Origin of the sequence: Pseudomonas sp. RGB, from assembly GCF_007713445.1 — a bacterium.
Classification (GTDB): domain Bacteria; phylum Pseudomonadota; class Gammaproteobacteria; order Pseudomonadales; family Pseudomonadaceae; genus Aquipseudomonas.
Window position 1 is genome coordinate 510,850 of the sequence record NZ_VMSH01000001.1, and the last position, 22,603, is coordinate 533,452.

The 22,603-nt window shown below is 60.8% G+C and carries 19 protein-coding genes; 13 read left to right on the forward strand and 6 right to left on the reverse strand.

Going from position 1 to position 22,603, the window contains the following annotated elements; all coding sequences use genetic code 11:
- The first annotated feature begins 8 nt into the window (after positions 1 to 8).
- The 8 genes from tssE to FPT15_RS02475 all read left to right on the forward strand — a co-directional run bounded on the left by tssE (position 9) and on the right by FPT15_RS02475 (position 13,259).
- A complete protein-coding gene (gene tssE, locus FPT15_RS02440) occupies positions 9 to 524 on the forward strand; it encodes a type VI secretion system baseplate subunit TssE (RefSeq protein ID WP_005792513.1) in 516 nt (171 codons plus the stop codon).
- Entirely contained in the window at positions 521 to 2,380 is a 1,860-nt protein-coding gene (gene tssF / locus FPT15_RS02445; protein WP_145158200.1) for a type VI secretion system baseplate subunit TssF, read from the forward strand. The genes tssE and tssF overlap by 4 nt, the downstream gene beginning before the upstream one ends.
- Positions 2,344 to 3,387: a type VI secretion system baseplate subunit TssG gene (gene tssG, locus FPT15_RS02450; protein WP_145158203.1), complete on the forward strand. Its 1,044-nt coding sequence runs from the start codon at positions 2,344 to 2,346 to the stop codon at positions 3,385 to 3,387. Before tssF ends, tssG begins: the two co-directional genes overlap by 37 nt.
- Positions 3,380 to 6,043 (forward strand): type VI secretion system ATPase TssH, encoded by a 2,664-nt coding sequence (gene tssH, locus FPT15_RS02455; protein WP_145158206.1) that lies wholly within the window; start codon positions 3,380 to 3,382, stop codon positions 6,041 to 6,043. Before tssG ends, tssH begins: the two co-directional genes overlap by 8 nt.
- A 157-nt stretch (positions 6,044 to 6,200) precedes the next feature.
- On the forward strand, positions 6,201 to 8,141 hold the full coding sequence (locus FPT15_RS02460; RefSeq protein WP_145158209.1) for a type VI secretion system Vgr family protein: 1,941 nt from the start codon (positions 6,201 to 6,203) through the stop codon (positions 8,139 to 8,141).
- 15 nt (positions 8,142 to 8,156) lie between these two features.
- Entirely contained in the window at positions 8,157 to 8,591 is a 435-nt protein-coding gene (locus FPT15_RS02465) for a DcrB-related protein (protein ID WP_145158212.1), read from the forward strand.
- 12 nt (positions 8,592 to 8,603) lie between these two features.
- Positions 8,604 to 12,968: an RHS repeat-associated core domain-containing protein gene (locus FPT15_RS02470; RefSeq protein WP_145158215.1), complete on the forward strand. Its 4,365-nt coding sequence runs from the start codon at positions 8,604 to 8,606 to the stop codon at positions 12,966 to 12,968.
- 3 nt (positions 12,969 to 12,971) lie between these two features.
- The gene (locus tag FPT15_RS02475) at positions 12,972 to 13,259 is read left to right on the forward strand and encodes a hypothetical protein (RefSeq protein ID WP_145158218.1); all 288 of its coding nucleotides are present in this window, start codon (positions 12,972 to 12,974) and stop codon (positions 13,257 to 13,259) included.
- A gap of 609 nt (positions 13,260 to 13,868) precedes the next feature.
- Here the strand turns inward: FPT15_RS02475 and FPT15_RS02480 are convergent.
- The 3 genes from FPT15_RS02480 to FPT15_RS02490 all read right to left on the reverse strand — a co-directional run bounded on the left by FPT15_RS02480 (position 13,869) and on the right by FPT15_RS02490 (position 15,688).
- Positions 13,869 to 14,144: an HU family DNA-binding protein gene (locus tag FPT15_RS02480; RefSeq protein ID WP_003213368.1), complete on the reverse strand. Its 276-nt coding sequence runs from the start codon at positions 14,142 to 14,144 to the stop codon at positions 13,869 to 13,871.
- 191 nt (positions 14,145 to 14,335) lie between these two features.
- Entirely contained in the window at positions 14,336 to 15,484 is a 1,149-nt protein-coding gene (locus FPT15_RS02485; RefSeq protein WP_106575895.1) for an NAD(P)/FAD-dependent oxidoreductase, read from the reverse strand.
- Between the two features lie 36 nt (positions 15,485 to 15,520).
- Complete coding sequence (locus FPT15_RS02490; RefSeq protein WP_003213373.1) at positions 15,521 to 15,688, reverse strand: rubredoxin; 168 nt, start codon at positions 15,686 to 15,688, stop codon at positions 15,521 to 15,523.
- Positions 15,689 to 15,883: 195 nt separating this feature from the next.
- On the opposite strand from FPT15_RS02490, the gene FPT15_RS02495 reads away from it, so the two are divergent.
- On the forward strand, positions 15,884 to 16,447 hold the full coding sequence (locus FPT15_RS02495) for a chorismate lyase (RefSeq protein ID WP_145158221.1): 564 nt from the start codon (positions 15,884 to 15,886) through the stop codon (positions 16,445 to 16,447).
- Positions 16,447 to 17,337, forward strand: coding sequence for a 4-hydroxybenzoate octaprenyltransferase (ubiA, locus tag FPT15_RS02500; protein WP_145158224.1), 891 nt, complete (start codon positions 16,447 to 16,449; stop codon positions 17,335 to 17,337). Before FPT15_RS02495 ends, ubiA begins: the two co-directional genes overlap by 1 nt.
- A 233-nt stretch (positions 17,338 to 17,570) precedes the next feature.
- Here the strand turns inward: ubiA and FPT15_RS02505 are convergent, their stop codons facing one another.
- Positions 17,571 to 17,951, reverse strand: a complete 381-nt coding sequence (locus FPT15_RS02505; protein ID WP_145158227.1) for a hypothetical protein — start codon at positions 17,949 to 17,951, stop codon at positions 17,571 to 17,573.
- Between the two features lie 153 nt (positions 17,952 to 18,104).
- Here FPT15_RS02505 and phoB point away from each other — a divergent pair, with 153 nt between their 5' ends.
- From phoB to FPT15_RS02520, 3 genes are all read left to right on the forward strand, one after another.
- The gene (gene phoB / locus FPT15_RS02510; protein ID WP_003195617.1) at positions 18,105 to 18,794 is read left to right on the forward strand and encodes a phosphate regulon transcriptional regulator PhoB; all 690 of its coding nucleotides are present in this window, start codon (positions 18,105 to 18,107) and stop codon (positions 18,792 to 18,794) included.
- 82 nt (positions 18,795 to 18,876) lie between these two features.
- The gene (phoR, locus tag FPT15_RS02515; protein ID WP_256676331.1) at positions 18,877 to 20,163 is read left to right on the forward strand and encodes a phosphate regulon sensor histidine kinase PhoR; all 1,287 of its coding nucleotides are present in this window, start codon (positions 18,877 to 18,879) and stop codon (positions 20,161 to 20,163) included.
- A gap of 259 nt (positions 20,164 to 20,422) precedes the next feature.
- Complete coding sequence (locus FPT15_RS02520; RefSeq protein WP_010207573.1) at positions 20,423 to 21,763, forward strand: hemolysin family protein; 1,341 nt, start codon at positions 20,423 to 20,425, stop codon at positions 21,761 to 21,763.
- 45 nt (positions 21,764 to 21,808) lie between these two features.
- On the opposite strand, the gene FPT15_RS02525 is transcribed toward FPT15_RS02520, so the two are convergent.
- Together FPT15_RS02525 and FPT15_RS02530 are read right to left on the reverse strand one after the other, a co-directional pair.
- Positions 21,809 to 22,108 (reverse strand): helix-turn-helix domain-containing protein, encoded by a 300-nt coding sequence (locus FPT15_RS02525; RefSeq protein ID WP_145158232.1) that lies wholly within the window; start codon positions 22,106 to 22,108, stop codon positions 21,809 to 21,811.
- 4 nt (positions 22,109 to 22,112) lie between these two features.
- The gene (locus FPT15_RS02530; RefSeq protein WP_145158235.1) at positions 22,113 to 22,436 is read right to left on the reverse strand and encodes a type II toxin-antitoxin system RelE/ParE family toxin; all 324 of its coding nucleotides are present in this window, start codon (positions 22,434 to 22,436) and stop codon (positions 22,113 to 22,115) included.
- Positions 22,437 to 22,603 lie beyond the last annotated feature (167 nt).

A 22,603-nucleotide genomic window follows, 5' to 3' on the forward strand; every position in this document is an offset into this window, starting at 1 on the left:
CTGCTTTGGTGGTAACTGAAATCGCTTCCCGCGACCGTCTGCAACCGTCCCTGCTGGACCGGTTGACCGACGACGACCCAACCAATCCCAAGGAAAGCGCCGACAAACGCGTGCTGTCCCTGACCCAATTGAAAGCCTCGGTGCTGCGCGACCTGGCGTGGCTGCTCAACACCACGTCGTTGCTGGACGCCGATGCAACGCTGCATACCCCGGCCGGTACGTCGGTGGTCAATTACGGCCTGCCGGCACTGGCGGGCAACAGCGTATCCAGCGTGGACATCAAAGCCCTGGAAGCGCTGATCTACCAGGCCATCGCCACCTTTGAACCGCGTATTCTGCGCCACACGTTGCGCGTCAAAGCCCGCGTCGGCCACGGCGAGATGAACCACAACGCGCTGAGCTTCGAGATCGAAGGCGACCTGTGGGCGCAGCCGGTGCCATTGCGCCTGCTGCTGCAAACCGACCTCGACCTGGAATCCGGCCATGTGCGCGTGGTGAATGCCGACCAGCGGAGGCGCCCATGAACCCGCGCCTGCTGGAGCTGTACAACCAGGAACTGCACCACGTGCGCGAAAGCGCCGCCGAGTTCGCCAAGGAATACCCGAAAATCGCCAGTCGGCTGACCCTGTCCGGTATGGACTGCGCCGACCCGTACGTCGAACGCCTGCTCGAAGGTTTTGCCTACCTCACCGCCCGCGTGCAGCTCAAGCTCGACGCCGAGTACCCGACGTTCACCCACAACCTGCTGGAAATCGCCTACCCGCACTACCTGGCGCCGACGCCGTCGATGACCGTGGTGCAATTGCAGACCGACCCGGATGAAGGCTCGCTGGCCAGCGGTTTCCCGCTGCCGCGCGACACCGTGTTGCGCGCAGCACTGGGCCGCGAAACCCAGACCTGCTGCGAGTACCGCACCGCGCACCCGGTGACGCTGTGGCCGTTGCAGGTCAGCGGCGCCGAGTACTTCGGCAACCCCGCCGCCGTGCTCGGTCGCCTGGCCGCCAGCGAGCCGAAGGCCAAGGCCGGTTTGCGCCTGACCCTGCGCACCGGCGCCGAATTGCCGTTCAACAGCCTCGACCTCGACAGCCTGCCGCTGTACCTCAGCGGTGCCGATGAGCAGCCGTTTCGCCTCTACGAACAACTGCTGGGCAATGCCTGCGCGGTGTTTGCGCGCAAGCCTGGCGGTGATTGGGTCGAGCGCCTGCCGCAGGACGCGTTGCGTTCGCGCGGCTTTGACGACGCCGACGCGGCCATGCCGGTGGTGGCCCGCGCATTCCAGGGCTATCGGCTGTTGCAGGAATACTTCGCCCTGCCCCACCGCTTCCTGTTCGTCGAATTCGCCGAACTGAGCCGCGCGGTCAAACGCTGCGACGGCCAGGAGCTGGAACTGATCGTGCTGTTCGACCGCCACGAGCCGAGCCTGGAAGGCAGTGTTGGCGCGGCGCAGTTCATGCCGTTCTGCACGCCGGCGATCAACCTGTTCCCCAAACGCGTGGACCGTATTCATTTGTCTGACCGCGTCAACGAACACCACGTGATTGCCGACCGCACGCGGCCAATGGATTTCGAGGTTCACTCGCTGAGCGGCATCACCGGCCACGGCACCGGGCCGGAGCAGCCGTTCCTGCCGTTCTACGCGGTGCGCGACCCGTCACGCTATGGTCGCGATCAGGCTTACTACACGCTGCGCCGCGAGCCGCGCGTGTTGTCCAGCGACCAGCGCCGCAACGGCCCGCGCTCTACCTACGTGGGCAGCGAAACCTTTGTCAGCCTGGTCGACAGCCAGCAAGCGCCCTACCGCCACGACCTGCGCCAACTCGGCGTGACCGCGCTGTGCACTAACCGCGATCTGCCGTTGTTCATGAGCGTGGGCAACGGCAAGACCGACTTCACCTTGGCCGACAGCGCGCCCGTGTTGTCGGTGCGCTGCGTCGCGGGCCCGAGCCGCCCACGCGCCAGCCACGCGCATGACGCCAAGGCCTGGCGCCTGATCAGCCAGTTGTCGCTCAATTACCTGTCGCTGAGCGAACAGGGCCAGGGCGCCGGCGCCTTGCGTGAACTGCTGCGCCTGTATGGCGACAGCAACGACGCGGCGCTGCAATTGCAGATCGAAGGCCTGCGCGAAGTCAGCAGCAAAGCCGTAACCCGGCGTCTGCCGATGCCTGGCCCGATTATGTTTGGCCGCGGGTTGGAAATTACCCTGGAGTTCGATGAAAACGCGTTTCGCGGTACCGGCGTGTTTCTGCTCGGTGCGGTGCTGGAGCGCTTCCTGGCACGCTACGTGTCGATCAACAGTTTTACCGAGACGGTGATCCGTACCACCGAACGCGGCGAGATCATGCGATGGAAAGCCAAGCCCGGGCGGCGTCCGACCCTGTGAACACACTGGATGCGATGCATCAGGAGCCCTGGGAATACGATTTCTTCCAGGCGCTGCGGCGTATCGAGTGCGAATCGCCGCAGCTGCCGCGCCTGGGCCATTCCCTGCGCCTGGCGGATGACCCGTTGCGCCTTGGGCAGCAGGCCGATTGCACCTTCGCCCCGGCCACTTTGGCCTCGGTCGATCCCGGTGGCGACGGCAAACCGGCGCGGCTGGAGCAGTTCTTCTTCGGCCTCGGCGGCCCCAACGGCCCGTTGCCGCTGCACATCACCGAGTACGTGCGCGAGCGCCAGCGCAACAACGCCGACAGCACCAGCAAACAGTTTTTGGACGTGTTCCACCATCGGCTGCTCAGCTTGTTTTACCGGGCCTGGGCCGAGGCGCGGCCGACAGTCAGCCACGACCGCCCGGATGACGATTACTGGTCCGCACGCCTGGCGGCGCTGAGTGGCCGGGGCATGCCAAGCCTGCTCAATCAGGGGCTGATTCCTGACACCGCGAAGCTGCATTACAGCGGCCACCTGTCAGCGCAAACCCGCTACCCGGATGGCCTGAAGGCGATTCTGAGCGAGTATTTCGGCCTGCCGGTGGAGATCGAAGAATACGTCGGCCAATGGCTGGAATTGCCCGAGCGCAGCCGCGTGAGTGTCAGCGCCAACCAACTGGGCGTTGACTTCTGCCTGGGCAGCCACGTGTGGGACCGCCAGCATAAATTCCGCATCCGCCTCGGCCCGCTCACGCTGGATGACTACATGGGCATGCTGCCCGGCAGCCAGACGTTCAATGAGCTGGTGGCGTGGGTGGCCGAGTACCTGGGCCATGAACTGGACTGGGACCTGAACCTGGTTTTGCAACAACCCGAAGTACCGGCGCTGCAGCTCAATGGCCAGTTCCGCCTGGGCTTCAACACCTGGCTCGGCCAACCCGAGCATGACGCCAACGACCTTATCCTGGCTCGGCATTACGCCGACCACGCCACCACCTCAAGGAATCCAGAGCATGGGTGAAATCAGTCGCGCCGCACTGTTCGGCAAACTCAACAGCGTGGCCTACAAGGCCATCGAAGCCGCCACTGTGTTCTGCAAACTGCGGGGCAACCCGTACGTGGAACTGGCCCACTGGTTTCACCAGTTGCTGCAACTGCAGGACTCGGACCTGCACCGCATCATCCGTCAGTTCAACGTGGAGCCGGCGCGCCTGGCCCGAGACCTGACCGAAGCGCTGGACCGCCTGCCACGGGGCTCGACGTCGATCACCGACCTGTCGTCCCATGTGGAAGAAGCCGTGGAACGCGGTTGGGTCTACGGCAGCCTGATGTTCGGCGAAAGCCAGGTGCGCACCGGTTACCTGGTGCTTGGCATTCTCAAGACCCCGAGCCTGCGCCACGCGCTGCTGGGTTTGTCGTCCGAGTTCGACAAAATCAAAGCTGAAGCACTGAGCGAACGCTTCGACGAATACGTCGGCGACTCGCCCGAAAATGCGTTGAGTGCCAGCGACGGCTTCAATGCCGGCGCTGTACCCGGCGAAGCCAGCGGCGCCATGGCACCGAGCGCGATGGGCAAGCAGGAAGCCCTCAAGCGTTTTACCGTGGACCTGACCGAACAGGCGCGCAGCGGCAAGCTCGACCCTATCGTCGGGCGCGATGAAGAGATCCGCCAACTGGTGGATATCCTCATGCGTCGGCGCCAGAACAACCCGATCCTCACTGGCGAAGCCGGTGTGGGCAAGACTGCCGTGGTTGAAGGTTTTGCCTTGCGCATCGTCGCCGGTGACGTGCCGCCCGCGCTCAAAGACGTGGAGCTGCGCAGCCTCGACGTGGGCCTGCTGCAAGCCGGCGCCAGCATGAAAGGCGAGTTCGAACAGCGCCTGCGCCAGGTCATCGAAGACGTCCAGGCCTCGCCCAAGCCGATCATCCTGTTCATCGACGAAGCCCACACCTTGGTCGGTGCCGGTGGCGCCGCTGGGACCGGTGACGCCGCCAACTTGCTCAAGCCAGCCCTCGCCCGTGGCACCTTGCGTACCGTCGCCGCCACGACCTGGGCCGAGTACAAAAAACACATCGAAAAAGACCCGGCCCTGACCCGCCGTTTCCAAGTGGTGCAGGTGGCTGAGCCGTCGGAAGACAAGGCGCTGCTGATGATGCGCGGCGTGGCCTCGACCATGGAAAAACACCACCAGGTGCAGATCCTCGACGAGGCCCTGGAAGCTTCGGTGAAGCTGTCGCACCGCTACATTCCGGCGCGTCAGTTGCCGGATAAATCCGTGAGCCTGCTGGACACCGCCTGCGCCCGCGTCGCCATCAGCCTGCACGCCGTGCCGGCCGAAGTGGACGACAGCCGCCGTCGCATCGAAGCGCTGGAAACCGAGCTGCAAATCATCGCCCGCGAGCATGCCATCGGCATCGCCATCGGCGCACGCCAGAGCAACAGCGAAGCCTTGCTGAGTGCCGAACGTGAACGCCTGGCAACCTTGGAAAACCGCTGGGCCGAAGAGAAAACCCTGGTCGATGAGCTGCTCGCCACCCGTGCAAACCTGCGCGAGAAAGCCGGTGTTGTGGACAGCGGCAACGATGAGTTGCGCGCACAGCTTGTGGACCTGCAACAACGCCTCACCGCCCTGCAAGGCGAAACCCCGCTGATCCTGCCGACCGTGGATTACCAGGCCGTGGCCTCGGTGGTCGCCGACTGGACCGGCATCCCGGTGGGCCGCATGGCGCGCAACGAACTGGAGACGGTGCTCAACCTCGACCAGCACCTGAAAAAACGCATCATCGGCCAGGACCACGCCCTGCAGATGATCGCCAAGCGCATCCAGACGTCCCGCGCCGGCCTCGACAACCCGAGCAAGCCGATTGGCGTGTTCATGCTCGCCGGCACCTCGGGTGTGGGCAAGACCGAAACCGCGCTGGCGCTGGCTGAAGCCATGTACGGCGGCGAGCAGAACGTCATCACCATCAACATGAGCGAGTTCCAGGAAGCCCACACCGTGTCGACGCTCAAGGGCGCGCCGCCGGGCTATATCGGCTACGGCGAAGGCGGTGTGCTGACCGAAGCGGTACGGCGCAAACCCTACAGCGTGGTGCTGCTGGACGAGGTGGAAAAAGCCCACCCGGACGTGCACGAGATCTTCTTCCAGGTGTTCGACAAGGGCGTGATGGAGGACGGCGAAGGCCGGGTGATCGACTTCAAGAACACCCTGATTCTGCTGACGACCAACGCCGGCACCGAGTTGATTTCCCAGGTGTGCAAAGACCCGGCGAATGTTCCCGAGCCGGAAGAAATCGCCAAGGCGTTACGCCAGCCATTGCTGGAAATTTTCCCGCCGGCCCTGCTCGGCCGGTTGGTGACGATTCCTTACTACCCGCTGAGCGACGAGATGCTCAAGGCGATCACCCGCCTGCAACTGGGCCGCATCAAAAAACGTGTGGAGACGACGCACAAAGTCACCTTCGACTACGACGACGCGGTGGTCGATTTGATCGTCTCGCGCTGCACCGAAACCGAAAGCGGCGGGCGCATGATCGACACCATCCTGACCAACAGCCTGCTGCCGGACATGAGCCGTGAATTCCTCACACGCATGCTCGAAGGCAAGGCGCTGGCGGGTGTGCGTATCAGCACCCGGGATAATGAATTGCACTACGACTTCAGCGACGCCGATTGATCTGACGAGATGCAGTCCAAATGTGGGAGGGGGCTTGCCCCCGATGGCGGTGAATCAGTCACTGCATGCATCAACTGACACACTGCTATCGGGGGCAAGCCCCCTCCCACATTTAGAGCTGGTTTCTTCAGTTACTAGGCAATTTACGGGTTAACCGATGCTATTCAACCAAGCCTCACGCCTGGCCAAAGTCACCAGCCCTCTGGGGCCGGATGTGCTGCTGCTCAATGAAATGGGCGGCGGCGAAGAGCTGGGCAGGCTGTTCAACTATGAGCTGCAACTGACCTCGCTGGACGCCAACATCGACCTCAACCAGTTGCTGGGCAAGCCGATGAGCGTGGGCCTGCAACTGGCAGACGGTGGCGAGCGGCACTTCCACGGCATCGTCGCGCGGTGCAGCCAGAACATCGACCAAGGCCAGTTCGCCAGTTATCAGGTGACGCTGCGCCCGTGGTTCTGGTTGCTCAGCCGCACCTCGGACTGCCGGATTTTCCAGAACCTGAGCATCCCGCAGATCATCAAGCAGGTGTTTCGCGACCTGGGTTTTTCCGACTTCGAAGACGCCCTGAGCCGGCCGTACCGCGAGTGGGAGTACTGCGTGCAGTACCGCGAGACCAGCTTCGATTTCGTCAGCCGCTTGATGGAACAGGAAGGCATCTACTACTTCTTCCGCCATGAACCGGACCGCCATGTGCTGGTGCTGGCCGACGCCTATGGCGCCCACACCACGGTGCCGGGCTACGCGTCGATTCCGTATTACCCCAAGGACGAGCAGCAGCGCGAACGCGACCACATGCACAACTGGCACCTGGCGCACGAAGTGCAACCGGGCTCGCTGGAGCTCAATGACTACGACTTCCAGCGCCCCAGCGCCAGCATCGACGTACGCTCGGCGATGCCACGCCCGCACACCGCCGGCGACTACCCGCTGTACGACTACCCCGGCACCTATGTGCAAAGCGAAGACGGCGAGCACTATGCGCGCACTCGCATCGAAGCCCTGCAAACCTTGCATGAGCAGATCGAGTTCAGCGGCAATGCGCGTGGCCTCGGCTCGGGCCACTTGTTCAGCCTCACCGGCTTCAGCCGCCAGGACCAGAACCGCGAATACCTGATCGTTGGCTGTCGCTATTACATCGTCCAGGAAAGCCTGGAAAGTGGTGGCGGCTCGGGTTCGGCACAGTTCGAAAGCAGCCTCACGTGCATCGACGCCCAGCAAAGCTTCCGCCCGCTGGCGAACACCCACAGGCCCATCGTCAAAGGCCCGCAGACCGCCTTGGTGGTCGGCCCCAAAGGCGAGGAAATCTGGACCGACCAATACGGCCGCGTGAAGGTGCACTTCTACTGGGACCGCCACGACCAATCCAACGAGAACAGCTCGTGCTGGATTCGCGTGTCGCAATCCTGGGCCGGGAAAAACTGGGGCTCGATGCAGATCCCGCGCATCGGCCAGGAAGTGATTGTGAGCTTCCTGGAAGGTGACCCGGACCGGCCGATCATCACCGGTCGGGTGTACAACGCCGAGCAAACGGTGCCTTACGACCTGCCGGAAAACGCGACCCAGAGCGGCATGAAAAGCCGTTCGAGCAAGGGCGGCACACCAGCCAACTTCAATGAAATCCGCATGGAGGACAAGAAGGGGCTGGAGCAGTTGTACATCCATGCCGAGCGCAATCAGGACATCGTGGTGGAGGTGGATGAAAGCCACTCGGTGGGGCATGACCGCAATAAGAGCATTGGGCATAACGAGACGGTGACGATTGGGAATAACCGTGTGCGCATCGTCAAGCACGAAGACATCCTTTCGGTGGGCCTGAGAAAGACCGACAGCATCAGCCAGAGCTACGTGATTGAAGTGGGCGAAAACCTGCGCCTGGTCTGCGGCAAAAGCATCCTGGAGTTGAACGCCAGCGGGCAGATCAACCTGAGCGGCGTCAATATCATCTTCCACGCCAGCGGCGATGCCGAATTCAATACCGGCGGCGTGCTGCACCTGAACAACGGCGGCGGCCCCGGCGCGACGCCCGATGGCCAGGGCATGAAAGCCAGCATCGACGCCAATATCAACGCCGCATTCCCCGCGCCTAAAAGCTCCTGACGAGACCTGTTTGCCATGACGTACCGAATCAACGAATTCCAGTTCCAACTGCCGGCCGCCGAGCTTCAGGACGCGTCGATCAATATCCTCAAGTTCCCTGAACTGGGCACGTCATTGATCATCAGCCGCAGCTTTCTCACCGAAGGCGAGACCCTGCACAGCAACTTCGATGACCAGCTCAAGCGCCTGGAAAAACAGGTGCAGGACTTGCGCTGCCAACCGAGCGTGACCGTGCGTTTGGGCGCCGCCCAAGAGGTGGAAGGCATCGAGCTGCGCAGCCAGTTCAACAAGGGCAATGACAAGGTGTTCCAGTACCAGCTGGCACTGGTGTTGCCGGGCACGCGCAAGATGCTCGCCTTGAGTTATGTGAAGGCGGAGAAGCTTGGGGATGCCGAGGCGGCGCATTGGGCATTGATAAAAAATTCGCTGTCGTTCGACGCTGTTTCTTGATGAGCAACCTGCATGTCTGACGCGTTATGGGCGGCCCGAATGGGCGATGCGCTGTCCCACACTTCGATGATGGCGGACATCCTCGGTGGTGTGCTGGAAGTGGCGGCCAATATCGCGATCACTGCCGTGGCAACGGCTGCCGTGGTTGCGGCCACCGGTATCACCGTAGCCACCGGCGGCCTCGGCTGCTTCCTGCTGGGTGCGGTGGTGGGCACGATTGTCGGCCTGGCCATGAGCAAAAGTGGCGCGGACAAAGGGCTGACCAAGATATGCGACGCCTTTAGCAACGCACTGTTTCCACCCACGGTGCAGGCGAATATTCTCACCGGTTCCACCAATACGCTGACCAACAACATTCCCGCCGCCCGCGCGGCTGGGGCGATCAGCTCCCATGTCACCCCGGCCGGTACCGAGCTGGAAGAAACCAAACCTGAGCCGGAGCCCAGCTACCTGGACATGGCCGAGGGGTTCTTCTCGCAGATGTGGCGCCCCACCGTCGCGACGCCCGCGCCGGGCGCCGTGCCGAAGCCGCTGGACCTGGTGGTGTGCATGAAGCACCCGCCAATGCCGCCGCAGTTTCTGGCCGAGGGTTCGGAAAAGGTTACGGTCAATGGTCAACCTGCCGTGCGCAGTGGTGATCGCAGCACCTGCGATGCGACGGTGGTGTCGTCGGGGCTGATTTCCTCCAACGTGACCATTGGTGGCGGTTCGGTGGTGGTGCGTGAAATTCGCAGCGGCAAGACGCCAGGCGTCGGGCTGGCGGTCACGGCACTGTTGATGCTCAAGGGTGGCAAGGGCAAGTTCTTCAGCAAGTTACCGTGCATGTTGGTCAGCGGCGCGACCTCGATGGCCATCAGCAGCGCGATGGGCGCTGCGGCCAACGCCGCGATGGGCTCGTCGAACCCGGTGCATGCTGCGACGGGCGCGAAGATACTCGGCGATGTCGAGGAACTGGATTTCGTGCTGCCGGGCATTTTGCCGATCGGTTGGCAGCGCTTTTACAACAGCCGCGACGAACGCCAAGGTAGCCTGTTCGGTACCGGTTGGAGCGTGGCCTACGAGGTGTGCGTCGACATTCAGCCGCATCCCGAGGGCGGCGAAACGCTCGTGTATACCGACGAGCAGGGCCGGCCCATCGACATGGGCTCGATTCCGTTAGGCGGCGCAGTATTCAGTGCCGGTGAAGGGCTCGCGGTACGGCGACACCTGAATGGGCAGTTGCTGATCGAAAGCGACGACGGCGTGTACCGCTTGTTCGAAGCTGCTCCAGCAGACCCGTCGCGACTGCGTCTGACCCAACTGGGTGATCGTAACGACAACCGCATCTATATCGACTATGACGAAGCCGGACGTCTGGTACGCCTGCGCGACACGTTCGATCTGGTGCAGGTTGAGCTGATCCGTGATCAGGGTCATGTAGCTCATATTGAGCGCCTCTACCCGGATCAACGTCGCGAAGTGCTCGTGAGCTACGGCTACGACGCGGCGGGCAATCTCGCGCAAGTGCGTGATGCAACAGATCAAGTCCAGCGGCGCTTCGCCTACGATGCCGGGCGGCGCATGGTTGAGCATCAATTGCCCACCGGGTTGCGCTGTTTCTATGAGTGGGCACTGGTTGAAGGCCTGGAATGGCGCGTGGTTAGGCATTGGACCGATGAGGGCGACGCTTACCAGTTCGACTATGACCTGCAGGCCGGTCTTACGCGCATCACCGACGGCCTGCAGCGTGTGAGTACGCGGTACTGGAACACTCAGCACCAGATCATTCAGTACAGCAACAACCTCGGCCAGACTTGGCTGTTTGAGTGGAATGACGAACGTCAGTTGCTCAGCGCTACCGACCCACAGGCCGGGCGTTATGCCTACAACTACGACGAGAGCGGCAACCTGATCGGCGAAACCGACCCGCTCGGGCGCAGCGACTCCACCTTATGGCTGGAGCACTGGGCGTTACCGCTGGTGGAGACCGACGCCGCCGACAACAGTTGGCAGTATCGCTATGACCCGCGCGGCAACTGCATCGCCGAGACCGATCCGCTGGGTTACATCACCCGCTATCGTTATGACGCCCACGGCCAGGTCGTGGAAATCATCGACGCCACCGGCAAAAGCAAACAACTGCGCTGGAACCCGTTCGGGCAACTGGTCGAGCATATTGATTGCTCGGGCTACCCAACGCGCTTCAGCTACGACGAGCGCGGTTATTTGCAGCTCATCACCGATGCCCTCGGTGAGCGTACCCAATTCAGCTACGACGCCCAGGGCCGATTGCTCAGCAGCCAACTGCCGGACGGCCGCACCGAACATTTCCAGCGCGATGCCAGCGGGCAGTTGGTGGGCTATACAGATCCCGCCGGGCACACCACGCTCTATCAACACAACCGGCGAGGCCAGGTACGCCAGCGCACCGACGCCCATGGTCGCCAGGTGCAGTTCGGCTACGACAGCTACGGGCGTCTGCAAGCGTTGGTCAATGAAAACGGTGAAAGCTATCGGTTTGCGTGGGATGCCGGCGATCGGCTGGCGGAACAGCAAGACCTCGACGGCAGCGCCAAGCGCTACGACTACGACCGGCTGGACAACATCACAGCGGTGACTGCCGTTCCAGCGCCTTATGGCAATGGCTTGGCGGTGGTCCCCGAAACGCCGCCAGCGCCCATCGTTCATCGGCTGGAGCGTGATGCGGTCGGCCGACTGGTCGCCAAGACCACCGACGATGGCCGCACTGAGTACAGCTACGATGCGGTGGATCAGCTCACGGCGGTCACCTTCACTGATCTGCAAGGCAATGCCCAGGCGTTGGGTTTCGCCTACGACGCTGTCGGCCAGTTGCTTGCCGAACAAAGTGCCGGCGGCAAGCTGCAACATCACTACGACGAACTCGGCAACCTGATCCAGACCCAACTGCCGGACGGGCGCTGGCTCAATCGCCTGTACTACGGCAGCGGCCACCTGCACCAGATCAACCTCGACGGCCAGGTCATCAGCGACTTCGAACGCGACCGCCTGCACCGAGAAGTGCTGCGCACCCAAGGCCAGCTCAGCACCCGCAGCGAATACGACCGCAGCGGCCGCCTGCGCTCACGCCAACGCCGCCTTAACAGCCAGCCATCGCTGATGCCTGCGGCGACGCAAAAGCAGTTCGAATACGACCCCGCCGACAACCTGATCGGCAAACTCGACCAGCAACCCGCGGCACAACACCGTCAACTGCTGCACTACGACGCCACCGGCCGCATCATCGCAAGCCAGGACAGCCTGCACGGCCAGCGCGAAACCTTCGCCTACGATGCCGCCGCCAACCTGCTCGACGGCCCGCAGACGGGCGCCGGGTTAGTGGTGCATAACAAGCTGCTGACGTATCAGGACAAACGTTATCGCTATGATGCGTTCGGACGGATGATCGAGAAGCGCAGCGCCAAGCGCGGCGTGCAGCGGTTTGTGTATGACGCAGAAAGCCGGTTGGTTGAAGTGCGTAATGAAAGCGGCAGCGTGGTCAGGATGGCGTATGACCCGTTGGGGCGACGGGTTGAAAAAACCGAGCATGGCAGCGATGGGTATCCGTTGGGGGAAACCCGGTTCATGTGGGATGGGCTGCGGTTGTTGCAGGAGCACAAGCACAGTCAAACCAGTCTTTATGTGTATGAAGACGACGGCGGCTATCAACCGTTGGCCCGCGTCGACGGTGACGGCCCACTGCAGAAAATTCGTTATTACCACAACGACCTGAACGGGTTGCCGGAGCAACTGACTGAAGCTGACGGACACAGCGTCTGGCAAGCGACTTATCGGGTGTGGGGCAACACGCTGGAAGAGGCGCGCGAGCCTTATTACATCGAGGAACAAAATCTACGGTTTCAGGGGCAGTATCTGGACCGGGAGACGGGGCTGCATTTCAATACGTTCAGGTTTTATGATCCGGAGATAGGACGTTTCACAACTCCTGATCCAATTGGACTGGAAGGAGGATTGAATACCTATGCCTACTCACCCAACCCATTTATGTGGTCAGACCCATTGGGTCTGGCGCCTTGCGCAAAGAAAGTGGATGCCTTGCGCAATGGGCCTCAAAAAACCGTTGTGAAGGTGAAAACCAAAAAAGAAGCGAATGAGCTATTGGCCGAAGCATTTCCTAATAGCCAAAAGGTCAGAGGCATTGGATCCCAGGACGCTCAAGGCATAAGAAAGAAAAACAAAATGGATCAATTTAAAAAGAGAGATGGGAAAGTTCGGTATCGAAAGGACTATCCTATCAACAAGGAAACCGGTCGAGTTTATGGTCACGATGACCCTAAAGGCACAGGGCATGGCGAGCTGCCACACGTCAACATTAAACGTGCCGACGGAACAATGGTTCGCATTGATATCACAGGGTAGAGAATGAATAATCTAATAGAAGCACTCAACGCTGGAAAGCGCCGCGGTTACGAGGAGATTCGCAAGATAGATGGGGGATCATTTATATTTCAATACGCCTTAAAAAAACAGAAAAATGTTTATCACACTTATTTCTTTTCAATCGAAGAGTCCAAAATTGATATGATCGAAGACAATGAGAATGAAGAACTTAAAACTTTTGAAAATTTAGACTCTGCACTGACTTACCTTACAAACAAGGGTGCAGAGATAGAAAAACTCTCAACAATTAAAAACAACCTGCCTTTTTAAGCAACGACTAAAAACGTCAAAAGGAAATCCCTGCAACAAAATTATTTGTATACTTTTCCAAGTCGATTACACGTCATAAATTTATGAGCGATAAACTCACGTTATTTTGTGAAAGTAAATACATGAGAAATCATTACTGCTTTGGAAAGCTAAAAAGCTCTGAGCTCGGCGCATGTGAAGACAAAGAATCTATCTATTTAGACATATCACACTCGACGCTATCAACCAGTCCAAGCCAAATCATTGAGACATTGATTGACCTCGAGCGATACTTAACTGTCCAGCACTACTACGTCGCACATAATTCTGTAATAACAAAAGGAAACCGCAGATTCTTTAGAGGTGAATTGATTAAAGCGTCAAAACAAGACCTTGTGGATTTTTGGAAGAGTGTAAATTAACAGGTGACTTGCGAGAGCTATTAATTGCCCCAATATTGCAATCTATTGATTGGCACGTCATTCATGTTACAGATGAAGCATTTTATCTGTACAAACAATCGCTATCGAAACCAATACTCTAGAAGCCTCTTAAACCAAAAAATGGGCACCCAACCCAGTCGGCGTGCCCATTTTTTCCCATCCCGCCTCCCTTCAGACGGTCCCGCGATTACGGGTTGACGCTGTCTTTGAGCGACTTGCCCGGCTTGAACGCAACGGTGTTGCTGGCCTTGATTTTCACTGGCTCACCGGTTTGCGGATTTTTGCCGGTGCGGGCGCCGCGGTGGCGTTGCAGGAAGGTGCCGAAGCCAACCAGGGTGACGCTGTCCTTGCGATGCAGGGCGCCGGTGATTTCTTCGAGAACGGCGTTGAGTACGCGGTTGGCCTGTTCTTTGGTGAGATCCGCTTTTTCAGCGATGGCGGCTGCGAGTTCTGGTTTACGCATAAGTGAAGCCTCTTTGACGGTTTTTTGTTGTTATGTCCGTGCTGCTCTCTTGTGGAGCAGCGCCCAAGGCGCCGCAGGCTCTACTCTGCGGCAGACGGGAGTGAGGATGGCATGCCCTCGCACGCTCCGCCAGTCTCGCGGCGACCTTTATAGAGGTAAGAACGTGCTGATTCCGACAGAACGACCGGTATTTACGCCAGTAACGGCGGAAGTTCTTTGTTCAGGGCCAGTTTTTCCATCACGGCGCTGCCGGTCAGGGCGTAGCCGAGCAGGCGGCCGCTGGCGTCGCGGCACAAGGCCTTGATGTCGGCGCCCTGCCCTTCGACGCTCCACACGCCTTCGGTGCCGCGTGGCGGTGGGGAAACCACCAGCGGGCAGATCGGGGTTTTCACGGTGATCGGCATCGGCCCGTAGCTCACGGCCGTGGCGTTGCCGGCCAGGGTCTGGGCCAGGGCGCGGGCGCAGCTCATCAGCGGCATCACATAAAGCAGGTTCAGGCCATCGACCTCGGCGCAGTCGCCCAGCGCGTAGATGTTGGCGTGGGAAGTCTTGAGGTGGCGGTCGACCATGATTCCACGGTTGATTTGCAGGCCGGCGGCGGCAGCCAGGTCCACCCGTGGGCGCAGGCCGATGGCCGAGACCACCAGGTCGCAGTGAATCACTTCACCGTCGGACAGGTGCGCTTCCAGGCCATCAGCCGTGCGCTGCAGGCGATTGAGCACCGGGCCCAGGTGGAAACGCGCGCCGAGGCCTTCCAGCCCGGCTTGCACGGCGGCGGCTGCCGCCGGGTGCAGCAGGGTCGGCATGACCTGCTCGCACGGCGCCACCAGGTCGATTTCGTAGCCGCCGAGGATCAGGTCGTTGGCGAACTCACAGCCGATCAGGCCGGCGCCGAGCAGTAGCACCCGGCGTTTGCCGGCGGCGGCGGCGCGAAAGCGCGCGTAATCTTCGAGGTCGTTGATGGGGAAAATCAGCTCAGCCGCGTCGCCTTCAACCGGGACACGCACGGTTTCTGCGCCCCAAGCCAGGATCAGGTCGCGGTAGATTACCGCTTCCTCGCCGATCCACAGGCGTTTGTGGCCCGGGTCGATGCCGCTGATGCGGGTGTGGGTGCGCACTTCGGCCTTGAGTTGCTCGGCCATGGCGCCCGGTTCGGCCATGCTCAGGCCGTCGGCTTCCTTGTTCTTGCCAAAGCCGGTGGAGAGCATGGGCTTGGAGTAGGAGCGCCCGTCATCTGCGGTGATCAGCAGCAACGGGGTCTCGCTGTCGAGCTTGCGAAACTCCCGGGCCACGTTGTAACCGGCCAATCCTGTGCCGATGATCACGACAGGTGCGTTCATTCCTTTCTCCTTGAAGTACATTTCAAAAATCGATGATTAACCGATTTCGATCATTTCGAAATCCATTTTGCCCACGCCGCAGTCCGGGCACAGCCAGTCTTCCGGAACGTCCTGCCACAGGGTGCCCGGTGCGATACCGTCATCCGGCCAGCCGTCTTTTTCGTCATAGATCAGGCCGCAGACTACACATTGCCACTTCTTCATTACTTGCTTCCTCAGGGTCCAGGCATCTTGGCCGACGGTCGATAGACCAACGTTGCCGTGCGGCTCAGGGCGTTTTGTACTGATCGGAGCCGGCAGATGCAAGCATGTTCGGCGCAAACGGCCGGTTCAGCCCGGCAAAAGCTCAGGATGCCATGGTAAGCTCGCCGCCTCTTTTGCTGCCAATACTGACTCACCGTGCCGCACTCAATCGCCCCTCCCGATGCTTGCCAATGGCTGACCCAGAGCCTTCTGAGCCCACTGCCAGCGCCCTTGACCCTTGACTGGCTGTTCGACGAAGGCTCGCTGACGCGGCGGCTGACGGGGCTGTCCGACGATGGCTTCAGCGTGACGCCGCTGTTCGAAGGCTGGCAGCCGTTGCGCGACGATGAATGCGCGGCGCTGAGCCTGGCCCCGGCCACTGTCGGTTGGGTGCGCGAGGTGTATCTGCGCGGCCATGGTCAGCCGTGGGTGTTCGCGCGCAGCGTGGCGGCGCGCAGTGCCTTGCAAGGCGACGGGTTGCACATGGACGAACTGGGCAGCCGTTCGCTGGGCGAGTTGCTGTTTTGCGACCACGCCTTCACCCGCCAGGCCATCGAGGTGTGCCACTACCCACGGCAATGGCTGCCGACCGCGGACCAGGCCGACGGGTTGTGGGGCCGCCGCTCGCGCTTTGAACGCGGGCAGCTGAGCGTGCTGGTGGCGGAAATTTTCCTGCCGAGTTTCTGGCAGGCGTTGCATGACCGTGCGGAGAACTGCTGATGTATCAACGTCTGCTCAAGTCCCTGAACCACCTGAACCCCAGGGCCTGGGATTTCATTCAATTGACCCGCATGGACAAGCCCATCGGCATCTACCTGCTGTTGTGGCCGACGCTGTGGGCGCTGTGGATTGCCGGCAAGGGCTCGCCGTCCTTGCTCAATATCGTGATCTTCGTGCTCGGCGTGGTGCTGACCCGCGCCGGCGGCTGTGTGATCAATGACTGGGCCGACCGCAAGGTCGACGGTCACGTGAAACGCACCGAACAACGCCCACTGGTGAGCGGCAAGATCAGTTCCAAAGAGGCGCTGGTGTTTTTTGCGGTGCTGATGGGCATCAGCTTCCTGTTGGTGTTGCTGACCAACGCCACCACCATCCTGCTGTCACTCGGCGGCCTGGCGTTGGCGGCGAGCTACCCGTTCATGAAGCGTTACACCTATTACCCGCAGGTGGTATTGGGCGCGGCGTTTTCGTGGGGCATGCCGATGGCGTTCACCGCTGAGACCGGTCACCTGCCTGCCACGGCGTGGCTGCTGTACATCGCCAACCTGTTGTGGACGGTGGGCTATGACACGTATTACGCGATGACCGACCGCGACGACGACTTGAAGATCGGCGTGAAATCCACTGCCATTCTGTTCGGCGATGCCGACCGCGTGATCATCCTCACCTTGCAAGGCCTGTCGCTGGTCTGCCTGGTGCTGGCGGGTATGCGGTTCGAGCTGGGCGGCTGGTTCCACCTGGGGTTGCTGGCGGCGGCAGGCTGCTTTGCCTGGGAGTTCTGGTACACCCGCGACAGGGACCGCATGAAATGCTTCAAGGCGTTTTTGCACAACCACTGGGCCGGGTTGGCGATTTTTGTCGGGATTGTGGCGGACTACGCGTTCCGTTGACCCTGTGGCGAGCGGGCTTGTCGTGGCGAGCGGGCTCGCCCCGCGTTGGCGCGCGCAGCGGCCCTCTCAGGGCCACTGTGTTTCGTCAGAAAGCCCGAGGCGTCAGGTTTTGGGGCTGCTTCGCAGCCCAACGCGGGGCAAGCCCGCTCGCCACAACAAGCCCTCAAACCATAACAAGCCTGTTAGCCCTAACAGGCCTGCTCGCCACAATTAGCTCACTGGCCGCTAAGCGATCAGGGCTTGGCGACCTTCCAGGCACCGTCCATTTTGCCTTCACCGGTCATGTCACCGGCCTTTTTGTCCATCACGAAGGTGTAAAGCGGCTTGCCGCTGTAGGCCCATTGGCTTTTTTGGTCATCACGGGTGATCACGGTCCACTTGCCCATTGGCTTGTCGGTGGATTCGGCCATCAACGGCGGCCAGTTGGTGGCGCACTTGTCGTTGCACATGGACTTGCCATCGGCGTCTTTGGCAAAGGTGTAGAGCGTCATGCCCTTGTGGTCCACCAACATGCCGTCTTTGGTCATCGCAGGGTCTGCCGCGAATGCCAGTGTCGGTAGCGTCAACGCAGCCGTTACCAGCAGGGCTTTCCAGGAAAAAGTACTTTGAGTCATCGGAACCTTCCTTTTGTGGTTGTCAGGATTCGGACCCAAAGGGTAGTCCAGAGTGCCGAGAATTGCCCAAGCGACTAAATTACTGTCACACGACTGCAATAATTCCGTTATCTAATGCGGCGCAAGACAGTTAAATGACAAGAGGATTTAGGCATGGTTGGCAGGAGCATTCTGATCGTTGACGACGAAGCGCCCATTCGCGAGATGATCGCCGTTGCGTTGGAAATGGCCGGCTATGACTGCCTGGAGGCGGAGAACTCCCAGCAGGCCCATGCCATTATCGTCGACCGCAAGCCGGACCTGATCCTGCTGGACTGGATGCTGCCCGGCACCTCCGGCATCGAGCTGGCCCGCCGCCTCAAGCGTGACGAGCTGACCGGGGACATCCCGATCATCATGCTCACCGCCAAAGGCGAAGAGGACAACAAGATCCAGGGCCTGGAAGTCGGCGCCGATGACTACATCACCAAGCCGTTTTCGCCACGCGAGCTGGTTGCCCGCCTGAAGGCCGTGCTGCGCCGTGCTGGCCCTACCGATGGCGAAGCGCCGATCGAAGTCGACGGCCTGATTCTGGACCCGATCAGCCACCGCGTGACCATCGATGGCAAGCCAGCCGAGATGGGCCCGACCGAATACCGTCTGCTGCAATTTTTCATGACCCACCAGGAACGCGCCTACACCCGTGGCCAACTGCTGGACCAGGTGTGGGGCGGCAACGTGTACGTGGAAGAGCGCACCGTCGACGTGCATATCCGCCGCCTGCGCAAAGCCTTGGGCGATGCCTACGAGAATCTGGTACAAACCGTGCGCGGCACCGGCTACCGCTTTTCCACCAAAGGCTGAGCCAGCCCTTCCCTTTCCTTAACAGCTGACAAGGACGCATGTTTAAGTGAACCAGAACTGGCATGGCACCCTGATCCGCCACATGCTGTTATTGATCACCGGCTGCCTGGTGGTCGGCCTGGTCAGCGGCCAATACGGCTGGAGCCTGGCCGTCGGCATCGGTCTGTACCTGGGCTGGACCCTCAAACAGCTGCTGCGCCTGCATGAATGGCTGCGCCAGCACAAACCCGACGAAGCACCACCCGACGGCTACGGCCTGTGGGGCGAGGTGTTCGACAGCATCTACCACTTGCAACGTCGCGACCAGCGCGTTCGCGGGCGCCTGCAGGCGGTGATCGACCGGGTGCAGGAGTCCACCGCCGCGCTCAAGGACGCGGTGATCATGCTCGACAGCGATGGCAACCTGGAATGGTGGAACCGTGCCGCCGAAACCCTGCTGGGCCTCAAGACGCCCCAGGACAGCGGCCAGCCGGTGACCAACCTGGTGCGTCACCCGCGCTTCAAGGAGTACTTCGAGCAGGACAATTACGAAGAAGCCCTGGAAATCCCCTCGCCCACCAATGACCGCGTGCGCATCCAGCTGTACCTGACGCGCTACGGCAACAACGAGCACCTGATGCTGGTGCGCGATGTGACCCGCATCCACCAGCTGGAACAGATGCGCAAAGACTTCGTTGCCAACGTCTCCCACGAGCTGCGCACGCCATTGACGGTGATCTGCGGCTACCTGGAGACGCTGCTGGACAACGTCGACGAGATCAACCCGCGCTGGAGCCGCGCCCTGCAGCAAATGCAGCAGCAAGGCTCGCGCATGCAGACGCTGCTCAACGACCTGCTGTTGCTGGCCAAGCTTGAGGCCACCGATTACCCGTCGGACAACCATCCCGTCGCCGTGCAGAGCCTGTTGCAGACCATCAAGAACGACGCCCAGGCGCTTTCCGGCGAACGCGGGCAGCAGATCACCCTGGAAGCCGACCCGTTGGTGCTGCTCAAAGGCAGCGAGGGCGAGTTGCGCAGCGCGTTTTCCAACCTGGTGTTCAACGCCGTGAAGTACACCCAGGACAAGGGCAATATCCGCATTCGCTGGTGGGCCGATGAACACGGCGCACACCTGAGCGTGCAGGACTCCGGCATCGGCATCGACGCCAAACACTTGCCGCGCCTGACCGAGCGTTTCTACCGTGTGGACTCCAGCCGTAACTCCAACACCGGCGGCACCGGGCTGGGCCTGGCCATCGTCAAGCATGTGCTGTTGCGCCATCGCGCACGGCTGGAAATCAGCAGCGTGCTGGGGCATGGCAGCACGTTTACCTGCCACTTTCCGCCGACGCAGGTGACCCGTTCGCGGCTGGTCGGGAATGATGAATAACCTGAGAACGATGGCGGGCTAAGTGTGGGAGCTGGCTTGCCTGCGATGGCGGTGGGTCAGCTGAACATACCCCCAACTGACAGTCCGCTATCGCAGGCAAGCCAGCTCCCACATTGGATTTGGATCGTTTCTGCAGGCCCCGCCCGGCAGCGGGCACTAGGCAAGCGCCCCGTCAGCCGCTACATTGGCCGACTTGCGCCTGCCTTTCAGGCACTTCTGTCACTCCTTATTGAACACACGGAACCTGCAAAACCCCATCATGGACCCTTCCCCTGGCATCACCCTCGCTACACTCTTCGCCGACTTCGGCATGATTCTTTTTGCACTGATCCTGGTACTGCTCAACGGTTTCTTCGTTGCGGCGGAATTCGCCATGGTCAAACTGCGCGCCACCCGGGTCGAGGCCATCGCCCACAAGAACGGCTGGCGCGGGCAGATCCTGCGCACCGTGCACAGCCAGCTCGACGCCTACCTGTCGGCCTGCCAGCTGGGCATCACCCTCGCCTCCCTGGGCCTGGGCTGGGTCGGTGAGCCGGCTTTTGCGCATATCCTCGAGCCGTTGCTGGGCGCGGTGGGCGTAGAGTCGCCGGAAGTGATCAAGGGCGTGTCGTTCTTTGCCGCCTTCTTTGTGATCTCCTACCTGCACATCGTGGTGGGTGAATTGGCCCCTAAATCCTGGGCCATCCGCAAACCCGAGTTGCTGTCGCTGTGGACCGCGGTGCCGTTGTACCTGTTCTACTGGGCGATGTACCCGGCGATTTACCTGCTCAACGCCAGCGCAAACGCGATTTTGCGTATTGCCGGCCAAGGCGAGCCTGGCCCGCACCATGAGCACCATTACAGCCGTGAAGAACTCAAGCTGATCCTGCACTCCAGCCGTGGCCAGGACCCGAGCGACCAAGGCATGCGTGTACTCGCCTCCGCCGTGGAAATGGGCGAACTGGAAGTGGTGGACTGGGCCAACTCTCGCGAAGACCTGGTCACTCTGGACTTCAACGCCCCGCTCAAGGAAATCCTCGCGCTGTTCCGCCGCCACAAATTCAGCCGCTACCCGGTGTATGACGCGGTGCGCAATGAGTTTGTCGGCCTGCTGCACATCAAGGATTTGCTGCTGGAACTGGCGGCACTGGACCACATCCCCGAGTCGTTCAACCTGGCCGAGCTGACCCGCCCGCTGGAGCGCGTATCGCGCCATATGCCGTTGTCGCAGTTGCTGGAGCAGTTCCGCAAAGGCGGCGCGCACTTTGCTCTGGTAGAGGAAGCCGACGGCAAGATCATCGGCTACCTGACCATGGAAGACGTGCTGGAAGTGCTGGTCGGCGATATCCAGGACGAACACCGCAAGGCCGAGCGCGGCATCCTCGCCTACCAGCCGGGCAAACTGCTGGTGCGTGGCGACACGCCGCTGTTCAAGGTAGAACGCCTGCTGGGCGTCGACCTGGACCACATCGAAGCCGAAACCCTCGCCGGGCTGATCTACGACACCCTCAAGCGCGTGCCGGAAGAGGAAGAAGTGCTGGAGGTTGAAGGCTTGCGAATCATCATCAAGAAGATGAAAGGGCCGAAGATCGTGCTGGCCAAGGTGCTGTTGCTGGATTGATCAGATAGAGCGCGGGGGGTGAGCAACTCGCCCCCGCGTCGATGATCAGGCCGGCAGCGGGGAGAAGCAGATATCGACTTCCAACTGCGCTGCGGCAGACAAATTGACCAATGCGTCCAGCGAGAACTTGTCGATCTTGCCATTGAGGACGTCATTGAGCCGAGGCTGGCTGATATTGAGCCGCTCAGCGGCCGCTTTCTGAGAGAGCTCCCAACTGCGGATGGTGTTGCACAACGCCAGCAGCAACTTTGAGCGCAGGCGCATATTGGTGGCTTGCTGGGGAGTGTCCTCCAGAGCATCCCAGACGTTGCTGAAGCGTTCGGTGTGAATTTTTGGGTCTGTCATAGGCTTAACCTAACTCCTGCAATCTGGCACGCGCCAGTTCGATATCGCGCTCTTCGGTTTTCTGGGTGGTTTTGCGCAGCGCGTGCAACACATAGACAGCCTCTGGGCGATTGACCACATAGAACACTCGAAACGCGCCTGATTGCTCAGTGATCCGAATCTCACTGACGCCCCGTCCGATAGTTCTCATGGGCTTGCAATCAAAAGGCTGTTCGCCCTGTTGCAGAAGATCCAACTGAAAACCGGCTGCCCTTCGGGCGTCGAGAGGAAACTCCTTGAGATCCTTGAGTGAGCTTCCTGGAAACACCACATCCTTGTGCCTGGGCATTGGCTTCTCCTTTGCTGGAAAGAAAAAGCGTAATAGACGATTCAGGCCATGGCGGTGGAGCTTTGTTTCAAGGCATAGCAAAAGCTCGATAACACTGATGCGTTATCGAGAGCCTATATCGAAACAGATATAAATCAAGCCAAGCACCGGGAATCAGACGGTCGGTT